Annotated in this window: 18 protein-coding genes; 10 read left to right on the forward strand and 8 right to left on the reverse strand. The window is 70.4% G+C overall.

From position 1 onward, the window contains the following. Window positions 1–639 (forward strand): peptide-methionine (S)-S-oxide reductase MsrA (msrA, locus tag PV679_RS34280; protein WP_319685000.1); only part of this gene is annotated, 639 nt, incomplete at its 5' end. Between the two features lie 103 nt (window positions 640–742). Here the strand turns inward: msrA and PV679_RS34285 are convergent. After that, the gene (locus PV679_RS34285) at window positions 743–1,132 is read right to left on the reverse strand and encodes a hypothetical protein (protein WP_319685002.1); all 390 of its coding nucleotides are present in this window, start codon (window positions 1,130–1,132) and stop codon (window positions 743–745) included. 146 nt (window positions 1,133–1,278) lie between these two features. Between PV679_RS34285 and PV679_RS34290 the strand changes: the two genes are divergently transcribed. The 8 genes from PV679_RS34290 (at window position 1,279) to PV679_RS34325 (ending at window position 11,856) form a co-directional block, all read left to right on the forward strand. After that, window positions 1,279–4,467, forward strand: a complete 3,189-nt coding sequence (locus PV679_RS34290) for a tetratricopeptide repeat protein (RefSeq protein WP_319685004.1) — start codon at window positions 1,279–1,281, stop codon at window positions 4,465–4,467. A 237-nt stretch (window positions 4,468–4,704) separates the two neighbouring features. Next, on the forward strand, window positions 4,705–5,310 hold the full coding sequence (locus tag PV679_RS34295; protein ID WP_319685006.1) for a hypothetical protein: 606 nt from the start codon (window positions 4,705–4,707) through the stop codon (window positions 5,308–5,310). Then, the gene (locus PV679_RS34300; RefSeq protein WP_319685008.1) at window positions 5,300–6,229 is read left to right on the forward strand and encodes a tetratricopeptide repeat protein; all 930 of its coding nucleotides are present in this window, start codon (window positions 5,300–5,302) and stop codon (window positions 6,227–6,229) included. The genes PV679_RS34295 and PV679_RS34300 overlap by 11 nt, the downstream gene beginning before the upstream one ends. 115 nt (window positions 6,230–6,344) lie before the next feature. Beyond that, complete coding sequence (locus tag PV679_RS34305; RefSeq protein ID WP_319685009.1) at window positions 6,345–6,914, forward strand: RNA polymerase sigma factor; 570 nt, start codon at window positions 6,345–6,347, stop codon at window positions 6,912–6,914. Beyond that, window positions 6,911–7,744 (forward strand): zf-HC2 domain-containing protein, encoded by an 834-nt coding sequence (locus PV679_RS34310; RefSeq protein WP_319685011.1) that lies wholly within the window; start codon window positions 6,911–6,913, stop codon window positions 7,742–7,744. Before PV679_RS34305 ends, PV679_RS34310 begins: the two co-directional genes overlap by 4 nt. A 103-nt stretch (window positions 7,745–7,847) precedes the next feature. Continuing rightward, the gene (locus PV679_RS34315) at window positions 7,848–8,657 is read left to right on the forward strand and encodes an ABC transporter ATP-binding protein (protein WP_319685013.1); all 810 of its coding nucleotides are present in this window, start codon (window positions 7,848–7,850) and stop codon (window positions 8,655–8,657) included. Beyond that, window positions 8,654–10,120 (forward strand): hypothetical protein, encoded by a 1,467-nt coding sequence (locus PV679_RS34320; RefSeq protein ID WP_319685015.1) that lies wholly within the window; start codon window positions 8,654–8,656, stop codon window positions 10,118–10,120. Before PV679_RS34315 ends, PV679_RS34320 begins: the two co-directional genes overlap by 4 nt. A 311-nt stretch (window positions 10,121–10,431) precedes the next feature. After that, window positions 10,432–11,856 carry a ParB/Srx family N-terminal domain-containing protein gene (locus PV679_RS34325; RefSeq protein WP_319685017.1) on the forward strand — a complete coding sequence of 475 codons (1,425 nt, stop codon included), beginning with the start codon at window positions 10,432–10,434 and terminating at the stop codon, window positions 11,854–11,856. Window positions 11,857–12,134: 278 nt separating this feature from the next. On the opposite strand, the gene bla is transcribed toward PV679_RS34325, so the two are convergent. The 6 genes from bla to PV679_RS34355 all read right to left on the reverse strand — a co-directional run bounded on the left by bla (window position 12,135) and on the right by PV679_RS34355 (window position 18,411). After that, window positions 12,135–13,073, reverse strand: a complete 939-nt coding sequence (gene bla / locus PV679_RS34330; protein WP_319685018.1) for a class A beta-lactamase — start codon at window positions 13,071–13,073, stop codon at window positions 12,135–12,137. A gap of 198 nt (window positions 13,074–13,271) precedes the next feature. After that, entirely contained in the window at window positions 13,272–14,294 is a 1,023-nt protein-coding gene (locus PV679_RS34335) for a GNAT family N-acetyltransferase (protein ID WP_319685020.1), read from the reverse strand. Between the two features lie 165 nt (window positions 14,295–14,459). Beyond that, complete coding sequence (locus tag PV679_RS34340; RefSeq protein ID WP_319685022.1) at window positions 14,460–15,143, reverse strand: ABC transporter ATP-binding protein; 684 nt, start codon at window positions 15,141–15,143, stop codon at window positions 14,460–14,462. 32 nt (window positions 15,144–15,175) lie between these two features. Further along, on the reverse strand, window positions 15,176–16,648 hold the full coding sequence (locus PV679_RS34345) for an ABC transporter permease (protein WP_319685024.1): 1,473 nt from the start codon (window positions 16,646–16,648) through the stop codon (window positions 15,176–15,178). 145 nt (window positions 16,649–16,793) lie between these two features. Further along, window positions 16,794–18,059 (reverse strand): L,D-transpeptidase, encoded by a 1,266-nt coding sequence (locus PV679_RS34350; protein ID WP_319685032.1) that lies wholly within the window; start codon window positions 18,057–18,059, stop codon window positions 16,794–16,796. Between the two features lie 139 nt (window positions 18,060–18,198). Continuing rightward, entirely contained in the window at window positions 18,199–18,411 is a 213-nt protein-coding gene (locus tag PV679_RS34355; RefSeq protein ID WP_416069862.1) for a hypothetical protein, read from the reverse strand. A gap of 409 nt (window positions 18,412–18,820) precedes the next feature. On the opposite strand from PV679_RS34355, the gene PV679_RS34360 reads away from it, so the two are divergent. Further along, window positions 18,821–19,114, forward strand: coding sequence for a hypothetical protein (locus PV679_RS34360; RefSeq protein ID WP_319685029.1), 294 nt, complete (start codon window positions 18,821–18,823; stop codon window positions 19,112–19,114). A 78-nt stretch (window positions 19,115–19,192) separates the two neighbouring features. On the opposite strand, the gene hutH is transcribed toward PV679_RS34360, so the two are convergent. Next, on the reverse strand, window positions 19,193–20,740 hold the full coding sequence (gene hutH, locus PV679_RS34365; protein WP_319685031.1) for a histidine ammonia-lyase: 1,548 nt from the start codon (window positions 20,738–20,740) through the stop codon (window positions 19,193–19,195). Between the last annotated feature and the right edge of the window lie 273 nt (window positions 20,741–21,013).

The following is a 21,013-nucleotide window of genomic DNA, read 5'->3' on the forward strand; positions in this document are numbered from 1 at the left end:
CTCCCCACCCCCGAGCAGGCCCTGCGCGGCCGCCCCGAGCCTGAATTCTCGGTGCCGTCCCGCCACACGGTCCTCGGCAACCCGCTGCTCGGCCCCTACCCGGAAGGCCTGGAGGTGGCCGACTTCGGTCTGGGCTGTTTCTGGGGCGCCGAGCGCACGTTCTGGCAGACGGAGGGCGTCTGGACGACGCTCGTCGGCTACCAGGGCGGCTCCACACCGAACCCGTCGTACGAGGAAGTCTGCTCGGGCCTGACCGGGCACACCGAAGCGGTCCGCGTGGTCTACGACCCCAAGATCGTCTCGTACGCGGAGCTGCTGAAGCTCTTCTGGGAGTCCCACAACCCGACCCAGGGCTTCCGCCAGGGCAATGACGTGGGCACCCAGTACCGCTCAGCGATCTACCCACACTCGCCGGCCCAGGAGAAGGCGGCAGAGGCCTCCCGTGAGTCGTACCAGAAGGTACTGACGGGCTCCGGCTACTCCACGATCACCACGGAGATCCTCCCGGCCCAGGGCCGCACCTTCTATCCGGCCGAGGCATATCACCAGCAGTACCTCGACAAGAACCCGGGCGGCTACTGCGGCATCGGCGGCACGGGAGTCTCGTGCCCGATCGGCGTGGCCCCGGCCCAGGGCTGAGCCTCCTCCGCCGGACACGGCGGCACTACCGAGCGCGCCGCTCACCGGTCCCGATCCGGTGAGCGGCGCGCTGCCGCGTGCGCGCGGTGCTTCAGCCGGTGGCTCAGTCCGTGACGATATGACTGTTCTCGATCCTGCTGTCGTCGGCCTTGCGCTCCACCTCCGCGCCGCGCGTCGTCTCGATCGTCGAGTCCTTGATCGTGGCCTGGTTCTCCGCCGTCTCCGTGATCAGCGAGTCGCCTCGCGCGGTGATACGCGCGCCGCTGATGACGGAGCGTCCTGTCGCTGTCTGACGGACCGTCGCACGGCGCGCGGCGGCGGCCGTCTGGGAGTGGTTCCACCAGGCCAGCGCGGCCGCTGCCGCCACCAGCAGCACCAGGCCCGCTCCCAGGGACCAGCTCCATTCGCCGGTGACCAGGTTGGTGACATATCCGCATGCCGCGCCGAGCACTACGGAGAGTGCCGCGCCCGCGCCAGGGTTGACCGTGGCCATGATTCTCCCGGTGCACTGGTTGTCTGAGCACTTCGACAAATCCTGCCATTATGATGCTCCATCAACCCGGGACGGCGCCAACTCCACTCACCAGGGCGCTGCTTGCCGGACGGGCTGGGCATCGGGTTGGCCATCGGGGGCGCGTGATGTACAACGATTCGGCACGATTCACCGACCGCGAGGAACCACTGTCGGCCTTCGACAGGCTGTTGTCGGTGCGGTCCTCACCGGCGCGGACGCTGGTCTACTGGGGCGTGTCCGGGCAGGGAAAGTCGGCCTTGCTGCACCACCTCCAGCAGGGCCCGTCCGCACCTCGGCGCTGCGAGCTCATCGATCTGGATCCGATCCTCGCCGTGGACACAGGCGCCGCGGACCTCCGGCGGGATCTGGCCGCGGTGCTGGTGGACAGCATCGCGCGCGTCATCGCCGACTGGTCGGGACCGGCCCCGCTCGCCCGCCGCAGGTACGCCCGCTTCCGGGCCCGGGTACGCGCGGCGCCGCAGGCGTCGACCGTCGTCAACGCGCAGATGAACGCGACGGAGAACAGCTCGATCTCCGGGACGTCCATCCATGTCGACGCCAGACCGGACAGAGGCCCGGCGGACCGGGAGAATCTCACCGACGAACTGTGCCGGCTGGCCAGGAAGTTGCGCGGACGCCGCTGTGTGCTGCTGCTGGACACGAGTGAGCGGTTGCGGCTCCTCACCGAGGCGGCCGTGGAGCAGGCCGAGCACGGCGACGGCCAGGGAGGCGTCGCGCAGTGGTTCGCCGCCCAGTTGCTGCCCCGGCTCCTGGCGGAGGCGCGCGGACTGAGAGTGGTGCTGGCCGGCCGCGAGCCGGTCGACCTGCCCGCCGCGATCGTCGCGGAGCGGATCGAGCTGACCGAATGGGCGCTTGAGCACACCTCGGAGTACCTCAGAGCCTGCGGGCTCGACGCTCAGAGACTGAGCCGTCCCGTGCACGCGGTGTGCCGGGGCGTGCCCGTCTGGACGGCGCTGGTGGCCGAGTTGATCGAGCACGGCCAGGAATCCGACGAGGCCGTCACGCCCAAGTGGCTGGCCGAGATCGCCGCCGGCCGTCCCGCCGACGAATGGCTTCCGAACCAGTTCTTGCGGCGCCTGCCGATGGAACAGCGCCGAGTGGTGATGGCCGCCGCCACACTGCGCAGCGTGTCCAAGGAGGCGGTCAGCACCTTGCTCGACGAGACGGAGTTGTCGCCGGAGTGGTACGAGACGCTGTGCGGTTACTCCTTCATGCGTGTCGTACGCGATCCTCAGGGGCGGGCCGAGCGGCGTATTCACGATCTCGTGCGGTTGGCGATCCATACCTATCTTGATCGCGAGGAGCCGTCGTACCGCCGTGCTCTGCATGAACAGGCCGCACGCTATTTCGCCGAGCAGGACAGCTTTCTGGACGAGGCTTACCACCGCTTCGCCACCGGTGACGACGCGTGTGTGAACGGATGGCGGCAACGCCGCCGTGAGCTGGAGGAGAGCGGTGACGCGGAGGCGGTGCTCCGACTGATCGAGATCGTCACGGCTCCTGAGCAGTCACCGCACACGTTCCGCCATTTCACGGGATTCGCCGCGTCCGCGGCGCTCACCGGCGGGCGCATCGCTTTGGACCAGGATCGTTCCGATGACGCGCAGTCGCTGCTCCGGCAGGCACTCGAAGGATTTCGCGCGGCAAAGAACAGAAAAGGCCAGGCCACGGCGCTCAGGCTGCTGGGCCGGATAGCCGAGAAGGACCTGAACCACCAGGAAGCGGTGCGGCTGTACGAGAAATCGCTGCGGATCAACCAGTCACTCGGCAGAAAGAAAGCCATCGGCCATCTGCTCCGGGACATCGCGACGCTCAAGTTCACCGATGATCCCGCGACCGCGAGCCGGATGTTCGAGAGAGCCTCCGTCGTATTCGCTGACGTGGGTGACCGTATCTGCGAAATGTCCGCGCTGCGGCGCATAGCGGATCTGAACCGCGCGCGAGGCGGCAAGCTGGAGCGGACCGAGGATCACTACCGCCGGGCACTGGCCGGTTACCGGGAGCTTGAGGATCTTCTGGGTGAGGCCACGGTCACTCACTCGTTGGCCACTCTGCTCGCCGAGATTCCGGAACGGCACGCCGAAGCGGAAACCATGTTCGTCGATGCCATAGCCGCCTATCGGAGCGCGGCCCGGCCCGGCCGGCAGGCGGACAACATGAACAGGCTCGGCTCCCTGCTCCGGGAGATGGGACGCCACAAGGAGGCCGAGGCGCACTACCGGTCGGCGCTGGAGGTGTACCGGGACGCGCCGGACACCGGTGGTGAGGCGGCTGTCGTACACAATTTGGGCACGCTTTTGATGGAGACCGACCGGCTGCGCGAAGGCGAAGCCCTGCTGTATCGCTCGATCGATCTCAATCATTCATGCGGGAATTCCATGAACGAGGCGTACAGCAACCTGTCGCTCGCCGTTTCCGCCCGCCTCAGAGGAAAGTACGGCGAGGAGAAGGGCCTGCTGGACCGGGCCATGGAACTGGCCAGCGCCCAGGACAACCTCAAGCCCCGCGCGGCGGTGCTGCATGCCCTTGGCCATTTCTCGGCGCGGACGCACAAAAATGACGAGGCGGACGACCTTTTCCACGAAGAGATCGGCCTCAGAGAATCTCTCGGCGATGCCGACAGTCTGGCGAGGGCCTTGAGCTGTCGCGGTCATCTCGCCTTGAAGCTACAGAGGTTTTCCGACGCGGGGACACTCTTCGAGCGGGCTCTGGAAATCCATCGCGAACAGGACGACCTCGGACAGCAGGCGTCGACCCTTGTCCTGCTCGGTGACATCGCCGTACGCACCAGCGGAGAGGAGCGGGCGGCGGCGAGCTACGAACAGGCGGTGGCGCTGCTCGGCGGCGGGGCGGGCGGCCGAATGGAGGTCCATGCTCTCCGGGACCTGGCGATCCTCACCTTGCGCCGGGACAGGAATGACGAATCCATTCGGGATGAGACTCTCCGGCTCTTCGAGAGAAGCCTCGCCGTGGCGCTGGAAGTCGGCGACGGAGACTGCGGCCTGGTCGTGTGGACCAATATGGCCAGCATGGGAGCGTGGAAAGGCGAGCGCCGAGCAGAGGCCATCGAACTGCTGGACACCTTGATGCTCCTGGCAGCCGAAGAACACGGACCGTACGCCGTCTGGTTCAAACGGATGACGGCGCGGCTGACACTGCGCATCGGCTCGCAGCACTCGGTGGCGGAAGGTGTGGCACGAGGTTCCTTCGTCCATCTTCGCAATGGCTGGCAGAGAGGAGTGCGCTATCGGTTCCGCGCGCTTTTCGGCGCGCTGCGGTCAATGAACGACTGACGGACCGGGCATGGTTGCTGGTTCGTCATGTCGGCGAGCCGGCAACAGCGTGAGCCCGGCGCCGGGTTGGCGGAGTGCCGGCGGGAACCATGCCGCTCCGGGCGCCGTCCGCTCCTCCAGGGACGTCCGACCGCCAAGGAGTGAGGCGATTGGCTAGCCTGTTGGCTGCAAGACCCGGGCGAGCTTCTGCGGGCGGCTTCGATCAGAGGCACAGGATCGGTATGGGAGAAGCGGACAGTGGACGGCGCCGCGCAAGGCTTCGGGCAGGAATTGCGGCGCCTGTACGCGGAGGCGGGAAACCCCGGCCTGGACATCCTGCTCGCGCAATTGCACGACCAGTTGCCCGCTGAGCGCCGGCTGACGACCTTCGTGGTGAGTAGCTGGCTGCGCGACGAGGCGGCCCCCGACTCGCCGACGGAGCTTCAGGCGTTCGTCGGTCTGCTCAACGACATCGCCTTGCGGGTCGGCGGCAACACCTACGAGGTCCAGCCACCGCAGTGGTGGGAGTCGCTGTGGTACAGGGCCGTCCGAGGCGAGGCACGGTTCAGCGGCGGCCCGGAGGCGGACCCGGCGCCGCCGGCCTCCGAACACACCAACGCGATCGACGGGCACTCCCGGATCGTGGGGCCCAGCATCCAGGCGCGGGAGATCAATGGCGATGTGCATGTGCATCCGCCACCGGAGGCCGCCGTCCCGAGGCCCCGCGCCGCTCAGCCGGCTGATGACGCGAGAGTGGTCATCAGGGTGCAGAGCGGATCAGAGACGATCGAAATCTACGACGAGGGACTGGCGCGCTACTGGATCAGTGCGCGCCTGCGGATGGGTCTGGGCTATGAGCAGTGACCACGAGATCGACGCGGAGACGGCGTCGAGAGCGGTGGAGATTCTCGAATCGTCGCAAGGGACGTACTCCCGTGTCGACGAGGCGGACAGCGCCATCGACACACTGGAAAAGGTCCTTTCGGCCACGCCACCGGGCCCGCTGCGTACGACGATCCTGTCCAACCTCGGGCTGATCCGGATGGCGCGATTCCAGCTCACCGCCTCGCCGTCGGACCTGGACGCGGCCATCGCCTGTCTCTGGGACGCCCACGGGACGCAGGAACAGTACGGAAACCACCCGGCGTTGAGCGCCACGATTCCCAATCTGATCAGCGCTCTCCATACGCGGGCGACGGTCACCGGCGACTGGGACGACCTGGACGAGGCGATCGCCTGGGGCCGGGACGCCGTGGTGAGGCTGCCGCCCGGACTGCCGCAGCGAGCCGCCGCACTGGTCAGCCTGAGCAGCGCTCTGCGTATCCGCTACGAGCGTTCGCGGTACAACGGAGATCTGACGGAGGCGATCGACCTGGCGCGGCAGGCCGCGGCCGATCTGCCGGACGACCATCCCCGGCTGGGCTCCGCGCTGTCCAATCTGGGCAGCGCGCTGATGGCTTCGGGACTGGCCGGCGAATCCGTCAGTGTGTACCGGCGGGCACTCGACAAGTTCCATGACGTCGGCAATCGCGGCGGCGAGGCGCGCACCATGAACAACCTCGCCGGAGCGCTCACCCAGAGCGGCCGGATCGACGAGGCCCTGACCACCTACCGGCGCGCGCTGGAGGAGTTCCGCACCATCGGTGACCGCCAGGGCGAGGAGCGCGTCATGAACAACCTCGCCGCGGCGCGGGCGCTCGCCGAGGTGCGGGACGACAGCCGGGAAGAGGATGAAGGGCTCGTCCGGCGGGCCTCGGACGAGCGCCGGCCAGGGCCCGGCTGAGGGCTGTCCAATGGACCGCCGTTCGGCGCGTTGACGACAACCCACCACGAGCCGGACTGTGACGCAGACCACAGCCACAGGAAAACCTGGCGCCGGTCCCGCGCGTCTTGCGGGTGTGAGGTCAAGCAGAGGCAAGCCGGCGGAGCTGGACGAGGAGCGGCTCGTCCGGCTCGTCGCCAAGGGCGACCGCGCCGCGTTCGAAGAGCTGTACCGGCGTACGGCGCCCTGGCTGGCGGTGCGGTTGCGGCGGCGCTGCGCGGATGAGCAGATCGTCGCCGAGGTCATGCAGGAGACCTATCTGGCGGTGTGGCGTGCCGCCGGCGCGTTCGCGGGCGCCTCGGTCGGTGGGTCGGCCGTCGGCTGGCTGTGGACGATAGCGGCGCGCCGTCTCGTCGACGCCTTCCGCCGTCGCGCACACCACGCGCGGCCGCCCGCCGCGATGACGGCCGAGACCGCCAGGGCCGTCTCGCCCGCCGCCGAGGACGAGGTGCTGGCGGCGACGGTGGACGGCGAGGTCGGCGACGCTCTGCGGCGGCTGGCGCCCGAACTCCAGGACGTCCTGCGGGCCATGGTCCTGGACGGGCTGTCCGTACGGGAGACCGCCGTTCTGCTCGGACTGCCGGAAGGCACCGTCAAGACCCGCGCCCGGCGGGCACGGAGAGCGATGCGAGAGGCGCTGGCATGAGCGTGGAACATGCGTCCGAGCGGCTCATCGGCCGTTACGCGCGCGGCGATACCGGGATCTCGGGCGACGAGATCTGGGCGCTCGAAGCCCATCTTGAGGCGTGCGCGGTGTGCCGGGCCCGGCTCTCCGCCGTCGCGGAGGAACGGGCACCGGCGGTGACCGCGCTGGTCGACGGCGTCTGGGCGGAGCTGGGACCGCTGCTGCCGGACATCGCACCGATGCCGCCGCGCCGCCGGTGGGCACCGGCCCTCTCGGCCTGGGCCTCGCCGGTGATGGTGCCGTGGCTGTGCATGGCCGCCTTCGTCGCCCTGCTCGCCGTGGTCTTCGACATCACGGCCGGGCGGTCGGGCGGCCATCCCGGCGAGGAGATCTCGGGGGTGCTGCTGGTGGCTCCGGTGCTGCCCGTCCTGGGAGTCGCCGCCTCCTGGGCGCGCGGGATCGATCCGTCGTACGAACTCACCGCCGCGACACCGCGCGCCGGTCTCGAACTGGTCCTCCGGCGTACGGCGTCGGTGCTCGTCGTGGTGATCTGCCTGCTGCTGGTGGCCGGAGGGCTCACCGGCACCACGGTCGCGCTGTGGCTGCTGCCCTGTCTGGCCTTCACCGCCGGCACGCTCGCGCTCGGCGGGCTGATCGGTGTGACGCGCGCCGCCGTCGCGCTGGTGGCGGTGTGGGCGGCGGTGATCGTCACGCCGACCGTGGCGCTGAGCCGTATGTCCTTCGCGCTGCGGACGGATTCCCTGCCGGTGTGGGGCGCCGTGCTGGCGCTGGGCGTGGCGGTGGTGATCGCCCGCAGAGGCGCGTACACCCTCCTCGGCGCCCACCACTGACAGCCGGGACCGCTCCGGCGCCACACCGCCTGCGCCGTCCGTCTTCTGACGCTCCGTCAATTCAGAAAGGGTCCGTACCGATGACGACTGAAGGAGCGACGCCATGACGCGCGCCGTGACCGCGGCCGAGGTGGCACCCACGCCGTACGCCTGGGAGATCCGGGCCGAGGGACTGACCGTCCGGGCCGGTGGCCGCACGATGGCCGTCAATGGACTGGATCTGGCCCTCGGCACCGGAGTACACGGACTGCTCGGGCCCAACGGCGCCGGGAAGACCACGCTCATCCGGGCCCTCGCCACCGTCCTCCGGCCGGCCGGCGGGACCCTCGAACTGCTGGGCACCGCCGCCGACGCCCAGGCGGGCCGGCGTGAGCTGCGGCGCCGGATCGGCTATCTGCCGCAGGAGTTCGGCTATTACCGGCGTTTCACCGTCCGTGAGTTCGTCGAGTACATGGCGTGGCTCAAGGAGGTCCCCGCCGCCGGCATCCCGGCGGCGGTCCAGCGCGCGGTCGAGCGGGTCGGGCTCGCCGACCGCGCCGACGACCGGATGAAGACCCTGTCCGGCGGCATGGTGCGGCGCGTGGGAATCGCGCAGGCGATCGTCAACGATCCGCGGATCCTGCTGCTCGACGAGCCGACCGCCGGGCTCGACCCGGCGCAGCGGCTCCGCTTCCGTGAGCTGTTGCAGCGACTCGGCGCGGACACCTGTGTCGTGGTGTCCACGCATCTCGTCGAGGATGTGGCCGCCGCCTGTACGGATGTGGTGCTCATCGCGGACGGCCGGCTCGTCTTCCGGGGCACACCGGGACAGCTCGCCGACGCGGGCGGGCCCGAGCACGCCGGCGACAGCCCGATCGAGCGCGGTTACGCGGCGCTGCTCATGCGCACCGAGCCGGGACGGGGCGCCTGGTGAAACCGGCGGCGCCGGTGGACCCGGTGAGTCCGGCCGGCCCGGTCGTGCCGGTACGGCGCAAGGCCCTGCCACGCGGTCGGATCCTGCGGATCGAACTCCGGCGGTCGGCGGCGCTCTGGCTGGGCGTGCTGGTGCTGGTGGGCTCGGTCGCCTTCCTCCAGTTCCTCAGCGGGCCCTGGTCGAAGGGCCCCTGGTTGTGGACGGCGCAGTGGGCGTCCACCGCACTGTGGGAGCGCTTTCTGCTGGTGCTGCTGTGGCCGCTGTCCGTGGCGGGCGGAGCGGTGCTGGGTCTGCGGGACCACCGCTCCGGTATGGACGAACTCCTCACGGCCACCGCGCGTCCGGCGTGGCAGCGCGCGGCCAGGACGGCGGGCGCTCCGGCGCTCACGCTGACCGCCGCCTATGTGCTGGTGTTCCTCTACGGCGCGGTGCGGGTGATCGCCGAAGACGGCTACACGGCGTCCGGCTGGCTGCCGGTTCTGCTGGTGGGTGCGCTGGCGCTGGTCGCCGGTGTCTGGCTGGGCATGGGTGTGGCGCGGACCGTACCGTCCGCGCTGACTCCGCCGGTGCTTGCCGTCGCGACACTGGCGGCCGTGCTGGTCCTCAGTGACACGGTCATGAAGGATCTGGCGCCGAACCGGATCATGCTGCTCTCTCCGTCGCTCAACGGCGAAAGCAGTCCGTTCCTGGCCGTCGCCGGGCGTGTCAGCGCCGGGCAGGCCGTCTGGCTGCTCGGTCTCGCCGCGACCGGATTCCTGCTGCTGGTGGCGCGGAAGCCGCGCGCACGGCTGCTCGCGCTGCTGCCGGTGGTCCTGGGCGCCGCGCTCGCGCTGCCGCTGCTGCCGGCGGACCGGCAGCGGAATCACACGGTCGACACGACGGCCACCGCGCTGGTGTGCGAAGGCCGGGTCTGTGTGACGAGACTGCACGCGTCGCGGCTCGCGTGGCTCACCGGTCCCGGCGAGGAGGCGCTGCGGCTGCTGGCCACGCTGCCCGATCCGCCGACGGCGGTGCGTGAGACGACCGACGCGTGGCCGCCGGGTGCGCGGCTCACCCGGGCCGCGAGCACCGTGCCCATCGATGCCGACCTCCAGGCGCTGCGCCGGATGACGAAGGAGGAGGCCACCCGCCTGCTGCTGGCGGGCGCCGGAACGGCCGCGTGTGTCGAACCGGACCCGGAGTATCTGACGGAGGAGCAGACGCGGTTGTACGACGAGGACAAGGCCGTGCGCGAACTGGCCGCGCGGACGGTGGCCGCGGCCTGGTTCACCGGAGAGCTGAAGCCGCTGCCCGGCACCAGTTGGCTGCGCTCCGACGCGCTCGCGCGGGCCGAGCCGGCCTGGGACGCGCTGCGCGCGCTGCCCGCGGACGAGCAGCGCGCGCGGATCGTCGCGCTGCGGACCGCCGCGCTGTCCTGCGAGGGTGATCTGCTGCGGGTCCTGGCGGACGATCGCCGCCGGTAAGACGGCTGAGGCTGTACGCGCGCGCTCCGGCAGGTCTCCGCCCCGCTCGCCGCCGTACTGATCCGTCGCCGGACAACCGCGGTGCCGTGCACGGCCCATGACCGTTGTTCCGTGGCCGTGGCCGTACGACGGCCCCTGGCCGTACGGCGATTGGGCCGCCGGAGCGGTCTCGGCGGCGGGCGTTCACCTGGCCGCCACTCTCCCGACGGACGGGAGCCACCGGCCGGGACGGGGAGAGATGAGTGGATATGGCGATCCTTCCGCCCCGCTCGTACGGGTGCGGTCCCGCACGCACACCACGTGGAGACTGTATGACCGGCTCAGCCCGTACGCGGCCCAGCGCATCCGGCGTCTCAGCACCGGCCGGCGGAAGGCCCGCCGGCGTCCTGCGCGCCCTGGCGGCGGGTCTGGCGGCAGGCGCTCTCGCACTGGGCGGTGTCCTCGCCGGCGGTGGACCCGCCGCCGCTGCGAGCGGACCGGACTGCGGCGGACCGGACGGCGCGGCGCTGTGCGCGCGGACCGGTGACCTCCTCGATGTCACGCTGGACCAGCTCCGGCCCACCCAGCCCTCCATCGGCTTCGACCAGATCTACTACAAGCTCGGCCGGTACGGCAGCACGAAGGACGAGGAGGCCGGCGACTTCAACAAGCGGTTCGACGACTGGTGCGAGACGAACGGCCAGGAGGAGGCGGCGACGGTGACGGCCGGCGCCAGGCTCTCCGACCCGTCCAGCTTCACCTGCACCGTCCCGCTCGGCGAGGAGACCGACGAGACACGGGCCGCGATGAAGACGGTCGTCATAGGCCCCGGCGGCGCGCTGTATCTCACCGACGGACACCACACGCTGACGTCCTTTCTGGAGGCGGCCGACGGCGGTCCCAAGACGCGTATCCGGCTGCGGGTCACCGGCAATCTGAGCGACCTCTCGACCGCCGCCTTCTGGGACACCATGCGGGACCGCGACTGGGTCTGGCTGCGCGACGAGAACAACAAGCCGATCACCACGGACCAGCTTCCGCAGCGCCTCGGCCTGGCCCGCTTCCACGACGACCGCTACCGCAGCCTCGTCTACTTCACACGCGACATCGGCTACCAGGCTCCCGACGACGCGGCGGAGTACCTGGAGTTCCTGTGGGGCACCTGGCTGCGTGAGCGGGTGGACCTCGACACGTACCGGCTGGACGACGCCGCCTCCTATCTGTCCGCGGTCCGTGCCGCCTCCGAGGCCATGTCCGCGGTGGCCGGTGACACCGTCATCGCCGACGGCCGCACCGCCGACGAGCTGGGCCGGATGGACGAGTGGAACGACGGGAAGAAGCCGACCGGCGGCGAGTTCGGGAAGCTGAGCGCGCCGATCTCCGACGAGAAGCCCGGCAAGCTCGCCTTCGCGCTGGACTTCCGCGGCACGGTCGCGCCCACGCCCGCCTGCACCAGGACACTGACCGGCGAGCACACCGGTCCGCTGGTCATCTCCTCCGGAGTCACCTGCCTGGACCGCGCCCAGGTGACCGGCCCGGTCGTGGTCGGCGCCGGAGCCGGCCTGGTGGCCAACGGCGCCGAGATCACCGGCCCGGTCCAGGCCGTCGGCGCGAACACCGTGCACCTCTGCGGCACCTCGCTGACCGGTCCGCTCTCCGTGGTGAACACGGTGCGGCGGCTGACCCTCACCGGCCCGGGCTGCACCGCGAACGAGCTGAACGGACCGGTCCAGCTCGTCGGCAATCCGGTCTCCTGAACCACACAGTCGTCCGAGGCGCCTGGATGTCCCGCCACCGTGGTCCGGCGGGACATCCACCCGGCATCCGATACTCCGGCGGAACATCCATCTGACGCCTTAATCTCGGCGGGATGGGGATCAGCGGGGGGACGGTCAGTGTCGAGCGGACGCCTGATGTGGTGGCCGGCCGGGACGGCGAGCGCCCGGCTGAACTCGGCCTACCGGCTGCCACGCGTGCTCACGCCGGAGGGCCCGCCGGGACGGTCGGCGCCGCACGCGTGTACGCCCGCGCCTCGTCAGTAGGGCTTGGCCAGCGTGTCGAGGGCGACTTCGGCGGCCCGCGCGATCAGGGCGTCGTCGCGCTTGGCGCCGTAGACATCGCGTCGGGAGAGGACGGCGATGGCGATCGGGGCGGCGTCGGGCGGCCAGACGATGGCGATGTCATTGCGGGTGCCGTAGCCGCCGGTGCCGGTTTTGTCACCGACGCGCCAGCCGGCCGGTGCGCCGGAGCGGATGAGTGTGTCGCCGGTGGTGTTGCGTTTGAGCCAGTCGGTCAGCAGGGCTCGTTTGTCGGCGGCGAGCGTGTTGCCGAGGACATAGGTGCGCAGGTCGGTGGCGAGTGCGCGGGGTGTGCTGGTGTCACGGATGTCGCCGGGCACGGCGTCGCTGAGGTCGACTTCGAAGCGGTCGCACCGGGTGACGCGGTCACCGATGTCGATGAGCGCGTTCTGTAAGCCCCTGGGGCCGCCGAGTTCACGGAAGAGGAGATTGGCCGCGCCGTTGTCGCTGTAGCGGACGGCGGCGTCGCACAGTTGACGCAACGTCAGACCGGAGGTGACATGCTGCTGAGTGATGGGCGAGTGGCCGACGAGAGCGGCGCCGCGGTACCGCACACGCCGGTCGAGCTGCTTGAGCGAGTTCTTGTCCAGCACGGCGGCGGCGAGCAGCGCCTTGCAGGTGGAGGCGTAGGCGAAGCGTTCGTCGGGCCGGTGGACGACGGACCTGCCGCTGCCGGTGTCGAGCGCGTAGACACCCAGCCGCGCGTCGAACTTCCGCTCCAGCTCGCCGAACTCCGGCTCCGTACGCGGCCTGGGCGGTGCCGAGGCCGAGGGCCTGGAGCCGGAAGGAGCCGGTCGTGCCGCCTCCGGCGCGGTCGTCCGGCATCCGGTGAGCGGGAGGGCCGCGAGGCCGGTGAGGGTGGCGAGGGCGGCACGACGGGAGACGCTTTTGTGCATGAGGTGGCGGCTTTCCGTTCCGAGTCGGTCTGTTCGGAGGTCATCACACGGAGGTGCGGGCGATGCGGTGGTCGGACGTCATGAGTAGCACGCTGCCCGGCATCTCGTCGGCGCCGGCCGGAGGCAGGCCGCGATCGGGCCCGGGACGCCATGTCAGGCCGCGCCACGCGGGAGGACCTGGCAGCACCCGCGAGGCGATCAGGCGTCTTTGACGTCGGCGGCCGTCACCGGCAGGTCCTGGAGCTTCACCCGAAAGATCCCGGCGGAACGCTCACGCCGATAGCCGAGGGCCTCGTTCACCGCCCGCATCGACGTGTTGTCGTCGGCGACGGTGGTGCTGATCTCCCGTACGCCGGGAAGCAGTTCGTGCAGCCTTCCCAGCAGCCGGCGTTTGACGGCGCGGCCCAGGCCGCGGCCCCGGTGCGCCGGAACCACCACCGTGTCGTACTGGAGCGCGCGGGTGTCCGCCGGGTCGCGCAGCACGGCCTCGGTGTACGCGACGACCGCGTCGCCGTCGGTGGTGTCGAGCACCGCCGAGGTGAGGATCACTCCGCCTCGGTCCTCGATCAGCCGGGCCGCGGCCCGCGCTCTGCCCACGTCCCAGTCCGGCGCCCGCTCCGCCATGTCTCCGCCCGGCGCGTCCCGTACGGCGTCATGGGCCACGGCGAACGCCTCGGCCCACCGGTCCGGGACCACGCCCTGCCAGTCGGCGAAACGGAGCCCGTCGGGCAGCGCGGTCTCCGGTATCTCCGCCACCGCCCGCCGGACCCGCTGTACGTACCAGCCGAGCGCCAGCACATTGGTGAAGCCGAGGCTGTCGACGAACGCCTGACCCGCGCCGCCGAGTTCGAGCATGGCCGAGACCGACGTACGTCCCGCCGCGGCGAGTTCGTCACGTATCGCGCCCCAGAGCGCCGCGCCGACTCCGTGCCGCCGGGCGTCCGGACGGACCACCAGGCTCTCCAGGACGGCCGTGTGGCGGTTGGCCTCGTCGGCGAACAGAAGCAGCGAGGCGACTCCTTCGTACGAGCCGTCCTCCGCCGTCATCGCGAGATGAACGTTCCTTCCGCTCACCGGCGGCAGCCTGAGCCTGCCCGCCGTCTCCGCCCTGCTCGGCTCGGGCACCGAGGCCGGCAGATCGAGGACATGAGCCGCGACGACCACCGCGTGCCAGGCGTCTGTCTCGGCGTCCGAGGGCGGGCTTCCCAGAGTGATCAGCATGGACCGAACCTACGCGTACGAGAGTGGTAACGCCCCCTGCTTACAGGGACGTCCGGGCGAACGGACAGAGCGAGGCGGACGCTTGTGTCCCAGGCGCCACAGCGGGCTCCCGGCGGCACAAGCACCCGGCACGGCCCGGACCGCGCGCCCGGGGCGCGACACACCTCAGGCGGCCGCGTTCTCGGTGACCGTGACCCGTCCCTTGCGGATCGTGGCGAGCCGCGGGGCGCGGCGGGCGATGGAGCTGTCGTGAGTGACCATGATGAAGGTCAGGCCGTGCTCTTTCCAGAGGCCCTCCAGCAGCTCCATGATCTCGTCACGCATCGACTCGTCGAGATTTCCCGTGGGTTCATCGGCGAGCAGCACCTTCGGCCGCTTCACCAGAGCGCGGGCGATGGCGACACGCTGCTGCTGGCCGCCGGAGAGCTCACCCGGCAGATGACCGAGCCGCTCGCCGAGGCCCACGGAGTCCAGTGCTCCGGCGGCCCGTTCGCGCCGGGCCGCGCCTTTCAGGCCGAGCGGCACGAGCGCCGTCTCGACATTCTCCTGCGCGGTCAGCGTGGGAATGAGGTTGAAGCTCTGGAAGACAAAGCCGATGGACTCCGCCCGCACCTTGGTGAGCCGGGCCTCGGGCAGCGCGGCCAGATCCACTCCGTCGAATTCGATACTGCCCTCGGTCGGCCTGTCGAGACCGCCGAGCATCTGGAGGAGAGTGGACTTGCCGCCGCCGGTGGGGCCCTGGATGACGAGCCGGCCGCCGTCCTCAATGGTCAGATCGACCCCGGCGAGCGCGTCGACGGTCTTGTTGCCGCGCCGGTAGCGCTTGGTGACGCCTCTGAGCTGGTACATCGTGCAACTCCTGCGGTACGGAAGGGTATGGGTCACTCGACGCGGCGCAGCGCGTCCGCGGGGCGCAGCCGGGAGGCGCGCCAGCCGCCGAAGCCGCCCGCGATCAGGCCGCCGCCGACGGCGAGCGCCACGGCGACGCCGATGGTGGCGACGGAGACAGGCGCGGTGAGAGCGATGTCGAGCGCCTTGGACGCGCCCTGTCCGCCCGGTCCGCCGCCCGGTCCCATGGCTCTGGCGAGTCCGCCGCCGAGGCCGCCGCCGGCTCCGCCGCCCGTCGCGCCGAGCTGCGCCGTGAGGGTCGGGCTGACGGCCGTGACCAGATAGGCGCCGCCGACCCCGAGCGCGATCCCGAGCGCCCCGCCGAGCAGCCCGTTGACCAGGGCCTCGCCGACCACCTGGCGAGTGACCCGGCCGCTCTTCCAGCCGAGCGCCTTGAGAGTGCCGAACTCCCGCACCCGGCGGCTGACCGCCGAGGAGGTGAGCAGTCCGGCGACCAGGAAGGCGGCGATCAGCACGGCGACGGACAGCCATGTGCCGACGTTCGAGGCGAGGTCGGCGGCGGTGGACAGCGAGCCGGAGACGGTGTCCGCGAGATCGGCCGAGGTGGTGACGGTCGTGCCCGCGATGTTCTGCTGGATGGCGGACTTGACGCTGTCGATCTGCTGCGAGTCGGCGGCCTTGACGTAGACCGTGGTGACCTTGTCCTTGGAGTCGGCCAGGGTCTGGGCCCGCTTCAGCGGGATGTAGAGGTTGGCGGCGGCGTCTCCGCTGTCGGCGGTGGCGACACCGACGACGGTGAACTTCGTCCCGGAGATGGTGACGGTCTTGTCGACCGCGAGGCTCTTCTCCTTGGCGTACGCGCTGTCGACGACCGCCACCGCCGCGTCGGTCTCGGTGGCCTTGAACGTACGGCCCGAAGTGATCCTGGAGGAGGTCAGCGGGCCGAGCGCGGGCGCGCCGACATCGGTGCCGTACACCGAGTAGGAGTTGACGTCGAACGCGGCGCCGCCGCCGGTGACCTCTCCTCCGGCGCCGCCCGTACCGCCGCCGGGTCCGCCCTTGCCGCCGCCCTCCCGCGGCGTGAACTCGCCGCGCTTGAACTGGCCGTCGACCTTCAGCACGTTCAGGCTCAGCCCGCCGACGGCCTCCGCGACTCCTTTCTGGCCGCCGACCTCGGTGACGGCCGAGGAGGCCAGCGTCTGGAAGCCCTGGACCAGCACGCGGTCAGTGCTCTGTGCGGCGTCGTCGTCGCCCTTGGCGTCGAACTCGAAGCGCGGCCGGCGGGCGGTGTCGCCGTCGCCGGGCGGCGCCGCGGCCTTGGTGACGGTCATGTCCGTGCCGAGGCCGTACAGCGATTGCAGGACCTTGTCCTGCGCCTGGCTCATACCGGCGGAGACCGAACTGACGACGATCACCAGTGCGATGCCCAGGGCGAGCCCCGAGGCGACGACGAGCGCCGCCTTTCTGCGGCGGCGCAGCTCGCGCCGGAGGTAGATGAAGAACATGACCGTGAAGCTAGGCACCGGTCGTGATGAGGAGTTGAGGCCGCGGTGAGAGCTGGATGAGAACGCGAACGGCGGCGGCACCGGGAGGGTGCCGCCGCCGAGGGCGTACGAAGCGGGACGGGCCGGACGGGACCGTCCCGCCGGCTCAGGCCGCGGAGCCCGCGAGCCAGTCGTTCCAGTTCAGGTTCCAGCCGTTGAGGCCGTTGTCGGGCTTGATCGTCTTGTCCGGAGAGTTCTTGACGACGACCACGTCACCGACGATCGAGTTGTTGTAGAACCAGGCGGCCGGCCGGCTGTCGTCGCCCGCGCCCTTCACGTCCTCCAGGCCCACACAGCCGTGGCTGGTGTTGGTGGTGCCGAAGACGGACTTCGGGCCCCAGTAGTTACCGTGGATGAAGGTGCCGGACGTGGAGAGCCGCATGGCGTGCGGGACGTCCTTGATGTCGTACTCGCCCTTGCCGTCGTCGTCCGTGAAGCCGACCGTCGCGCCGTTCATCCGGGTCTCCTTGAACTTCTCGGAGATCACCATCGCGCCGTTGTACGTCGGATTGTCCGGCGAACCGGAGGAGATCGGGATGGTCCTGACCGTCTGGCCGTCCCGCGTGACGGTCATGGTGTGGGCTGCCGCGTCCACCGTGCTGACCTGGTTACGGCCGATGGTGAAGTTGACCGTCTTCTGCTGGACACCGAAGACACCGGGAGCGCCCTCGACTCCGTCGAGGTTCAGCTCCAGAGTGACCTTCGAGCCGCCCTGCCAGTAGTCCTGCGGACGGAAGTCGAGGCGCTGCGCGCTGAACCAGTGGCCGACGACCTCCTGGCCACTGCTCGACGTCACCGTGACGCCTTCCTGCACGGCCTTCTTGTCGGTGATCGCCTTGTCGAAGTTGATCGAGACGGGCATTCCGACACCGACCGTGGAGCCGTCCTCGGGCGTGAAGTTCCCGATGAAGCTGTTGGCGGGCGACACGGTGGTGAAGGAGGAGTTCTCGTGGGCCTCGCGGCCCTTGCCGTCCTTCGCCGTCGCGGAGATCTTGTATGTGGTGGAACGGTTGAGCTGACCGTCCGGCTTCCAGGTCTTGGCGTCGTCGGCCAGCGTGCCCTTGACCTCGGTGCCGTCAGCGGTGGTCATGGTGACGGCGGTGAGAGTGCCCTTGGTCACCGTGACCTTGGCGGCGTTGTTGATGCTCGCGTTCGTCGCCCCGTTCTTGGGCGAGATGGCTATCTGGGCCTCGGACGTCTCTTTGGCGGCCGCTTCATCGACCTGGGCCTGCGACGACGACTTCGTGGGGCTGCCGCCTCCCGCGTCACCACCGCTGCTACAGGCCGAAAGCACCAGCACGCCGCCGAGCAGTGCGGACGCGGCCATAATGCTTTTGCGCCGCTTGCTGTCCGTCATCACACGCTTCTCCATCATCGCCGAATGTCTGCCGACAACCTTTAAGAACACCCTTACCGGTTCGTCCGGTTCCACATCGGCCGGATATGTGGTGCACACCACTCACCCTGCCGCATGGGCGAGCGAGGAGCCCGTCGAATGAGGCGGACCGGTGCTACCAGAGTGTCACGCTCTCGTGGTAGACCTCGCCACGCGTGTCGCCGTCCGCTTCCGCGTCGGCGTCCGCGTCGGTCTCGTCGTCCTCGTCGAGGTCCCATTCCACCGCGTCCGGGTCGTGGCCGATCAGTTCGCCGCGCCAGGACGCCTGCGTCAGCTCCACTCCCGGCACCGCGCCGACCAGGCCGAACGGCTCCACAAGCTGGGCCACGGCCGATCCCTGCGAGCGCCCCTCCGCCGTGCGATACACCGCATCCGACGCCGGGCGCTGATCCACCGGGGATGACGGGACCGCCCTTAGGCCCTGTCTGACACATCCCGCCTGGCCTGCGACGCCTGGCACGCACGCTCACCGCGTTGTCGGAGTCATCCGAGTACGTCCAGTACACGGATGATCCTCCGCCTTGGGATCGCACGCACCAGACGTCGCAGGCCCCGCCCTCCGGGCGGACGGCGCTATCTGTCAGACACGTCCTAGTCTCACATACCGTGACGTCTCAGAAGAGGTCATGCGACGGAGCGCTGGGCCCCCGGCCTCCGCGACTTTCATACGACCCGCTGCTTTCATTAGCATCAGCGCACCCAGCCAATTCGGCGTTGTCACAAAGGGGATCGATCACGTGTCCATCGCCCGCCGACCGCTGCTGACCGCTACCGCCGCCGGAACCCTGCTCTGTGCTCTGTGGTTCGTTCCCTCCGCGAACGCCACCGATGAACAGGGCGGTCCGGGGCAGCCGTCCGCGGCATCAGCCCAGAGCTTCACCTCCGGAAGACCGGACAGCTCACAGCAGCTCGCCTTCGCAGATACGGGCCGCGTGGACACCACGCCGTACCTGTTCGGCGGAAGCGCCTTCCTCGGCCTCGGCGCGACTTTCGTCGCGTACTGGGCCCGCAGAGGCACGCGCACGCTCTGAACCAGCTCCACGCGTACGGAGGGGGCCGCCCGGCAGCCGGGCGGCCCCCTTCGCGTTTCCCGCGCCTGTCGGGTGCTCTCAGGCCAGCGGCCCCGTCACCGGCTCCACCGCCGCGACCAGGCCGCCTCCGCGTACGAACGCGTCGGCCGCGGCGAGATCGGGTGCGAGGAACCGGTCCGGGCCCGGGCCCTGGACCCCGGCGGCACGCAGCGCGGCGATGGCGGCCCGCGAGGCGGGCGCGGGCGTCAGGCCCTCCCGCAGCTCGATCGCGCGCGTCGCCGCGTACATCTCCACGGCGATGATCCGGGTCAGATTGTCGACGGCCGTCCTGAGCTTGCGCGCGGCCGACCAGCCCATGGAGACATGGTCCTCCTGCATCGCGGAGGACGGGATGGAGTCGACGGAGGCCGGGACGGCCAGCCGCTTCATCTCGCTGACCAGCGCGGCCTGGGTGTACTGCGCGATCATCAGGCCCGAGTCGACACCGGCGTCGTCGGCGAGAAACGGCGGCAGGCCGTGCGAACGGTTCTTGTCCAGCAGCCGGTCCGTACGGCGCTCCGCGATGGATCCCAGATCGGCGGCGGCGATGGCCAGGAAGTCCAGGACATAGGCCACCGGTGCGCCGTGGAAGTTGCCGTTGGACTCGACGCGGCCGTCCGGCAGGACCACGGGATTGTCGACGGCGGCGGCCAGCTCACGGTCGGCGACGAGCCGGGCGTACGCGAGTGTGTCCCGGCCCGCGCCGGCGACCTGCGGAGCGCACCGCACCGAGTACGCGTCCTGGACGCGCGGCGCCTCGTCCTCCTGGAAGTGGCCCGTCAGACCGGAGCCGGCGAGCACGCGCAGCATGTTGTCGGCGCTGGCGCCCTGTCCGGGATGCGGCCGGATGGCGTGCAGCTCGGGCGCGAGGACCTTGGCGGAGCCGAGGAGGGCCTCCAGGCTGAGCGCGGCGGTGATGTCGGCCGAGGTGTACAGACGGTGCAGGTCGGCGAGGGCCATGACCAGCATGCCGAGCATGCCGTCGGTGCCGTTGAGCAGCGCGAGTCCCTCCTTCTCGCGCAGCACGACCGGAGTGATGCCGTGCCGCGCGAGCAGCTCACCGGCCGGTCGCAGCACACCGTCGGGACCCTCGGCTTCGCCTTCGCCCATCAGGGTCAGCGCGCAGTGCGAGAGCGGCGCGAGATCGCCGGAGCAACCAAGGGAGCCGAATTCGTGCACGACGGGCGTGATCCCGGCGTTCAGCACGTCCGCCATGGTCTGGGCGACCTCCGGGCGCACGCCGGTGCGCCCGGACGCGACGGTCTTGAGCCGCAGGAACATCAGCGCGCGCACGACATCCCGCTCGACGTGCGGTCCCATGCCGGCGGCGTGACTGCGCACGATGTTCCGCTGCAACTGCGCGCGGAGGTCCTGGCTGATGTGCCGGGTGGCGAGAGCGCCGAACCCGGTCGAGACGCCGTACACGGGCTCGGGCTTGGCGGCGAGCGCCTCCACGACCTCCCGGGCGGCGGCGAGCGCGGCGACGGCCTCGGCGGAGAGCTCGACCCGAGCGCGGCCGCGGGCCACGGCGATGACGTCCTCGGCGGTCGTCCCGGACGTCCCCACCACGACAGTGTGCATATCCATATTCAGGAGCCTACGGATTGAATCTTGACCTGTCACTACCGGTGCGCCTCCGGCGGGGGTTGCGGGTCGCCTCCGGCGGGGGTTGCGGGCTTGTGCGGGTACGGGCCGGTGGTGCGGGTCGCCTCCGGCGGGGGTTGCGGGTTGCGGTCCGGTTTGGGCGGGGGTCGGTGGTGTGGTGCGGGTTGTCGCCGGGTGTCGTTCCGCGGTGGTGTCCTGGACTGCATGATTTACGGCGCGTGCGGCCCGGCAATCCAGTGACAGGCTGTCGAGCGC

Origin of the sequence: Streptomyces sp. AK02-01A (genome assembly GCF_033795305.1) — a bacterium.
GTDB lineage: Bacteria > Actinomycetota > Actinomycetes > Streptomycetales > Streptomycetaceae > Streptomyces.

Bases quoted from the DNA above. Each gene is read 5' to 3' on its own strand.
- PV679_RS34285 (WP_319685002.1), bottom strand. From the start codon at position 1,132: ATGGCCACGGTCAACCCTGGCGCGGGCGCGGCACTCTCCGTAGTGCTC.
- PV679_RS34290 (WP_319685004.1), top strand. From the start codon at position 1,279: ATGTACAACGATTCGGCACGATTCACCGACCGCGAGGAACCACTGTCG.
- PV679_RS34300 (WP_319685008.1), top strand. From the start codon at position 5,300: ATGAGCAGTGACCACGAGATCGACGCGGAGACGGCGTCGAGAGCGGTG.
- PV679_RS34310 (WP_319685011.1), top strand. From the start codon at position 6,911: ATGAGCGTGGAACATGCGTCCGAGCGGCTCATCGGCCGTTACGCGCGC.
- PV679_RS34315 (WP_319685013.1), top strand. From the start codon at position 7,848: ATGACGCGCGCCGTGACCGCGGCCGAGGTGGCACCCACGCCGTACGCC.
- PV679_RS34325 (WP_319685017.1), top strand. From the start codon at position 10,432: ATGACCGGCTCAGCCCGTACGCGGCCCAGCGCATCCGGCGTCTCAGCA.
- bla (WP_319685018.1), bottom strand. From the start codon at position 13,073: ATGCACAAAAGCGTCTCCCGTCGTGCCGCCCTCGCCACCCTCACCGGC.
- PV679_RS34335 (WP_319685020.1), bottom strand. From the start codon at position 14,294: ATGCTGATCACTCTGGGAAGCCCGCCCTCGGACGCCGAGACAGACGCC.
- PV679_RS34340 (WP_319685022.1), bottom strand. From the start codon at position 15,143: ATGTACCAGCTCAGAGGCGTCACCAAGCGCTACCGGCGCGGCAACAAG.
- PV679_RS34345 (WP_319685024.1), bottom strand. From the start codon at position 16,648: ATGTTCTTCATCTACCTCCGGCGCGAGCTGCGCCGCCGCAGAAAGGCG.
- PV679_RS34350 (WP_319685032.1), bottom strand. From the start codon at position 18,059: ATGGAGAAGCGTGTGATGACGGACAGCAAGCGGCGCAAAAGCATTATG.
- hutH (WP_319685031.1), bottom strand. From the start codon at position 20,740: ATGGATATGCACACTGTCGTGGTGGGGACGTCCGGGACGACCGCCGAG.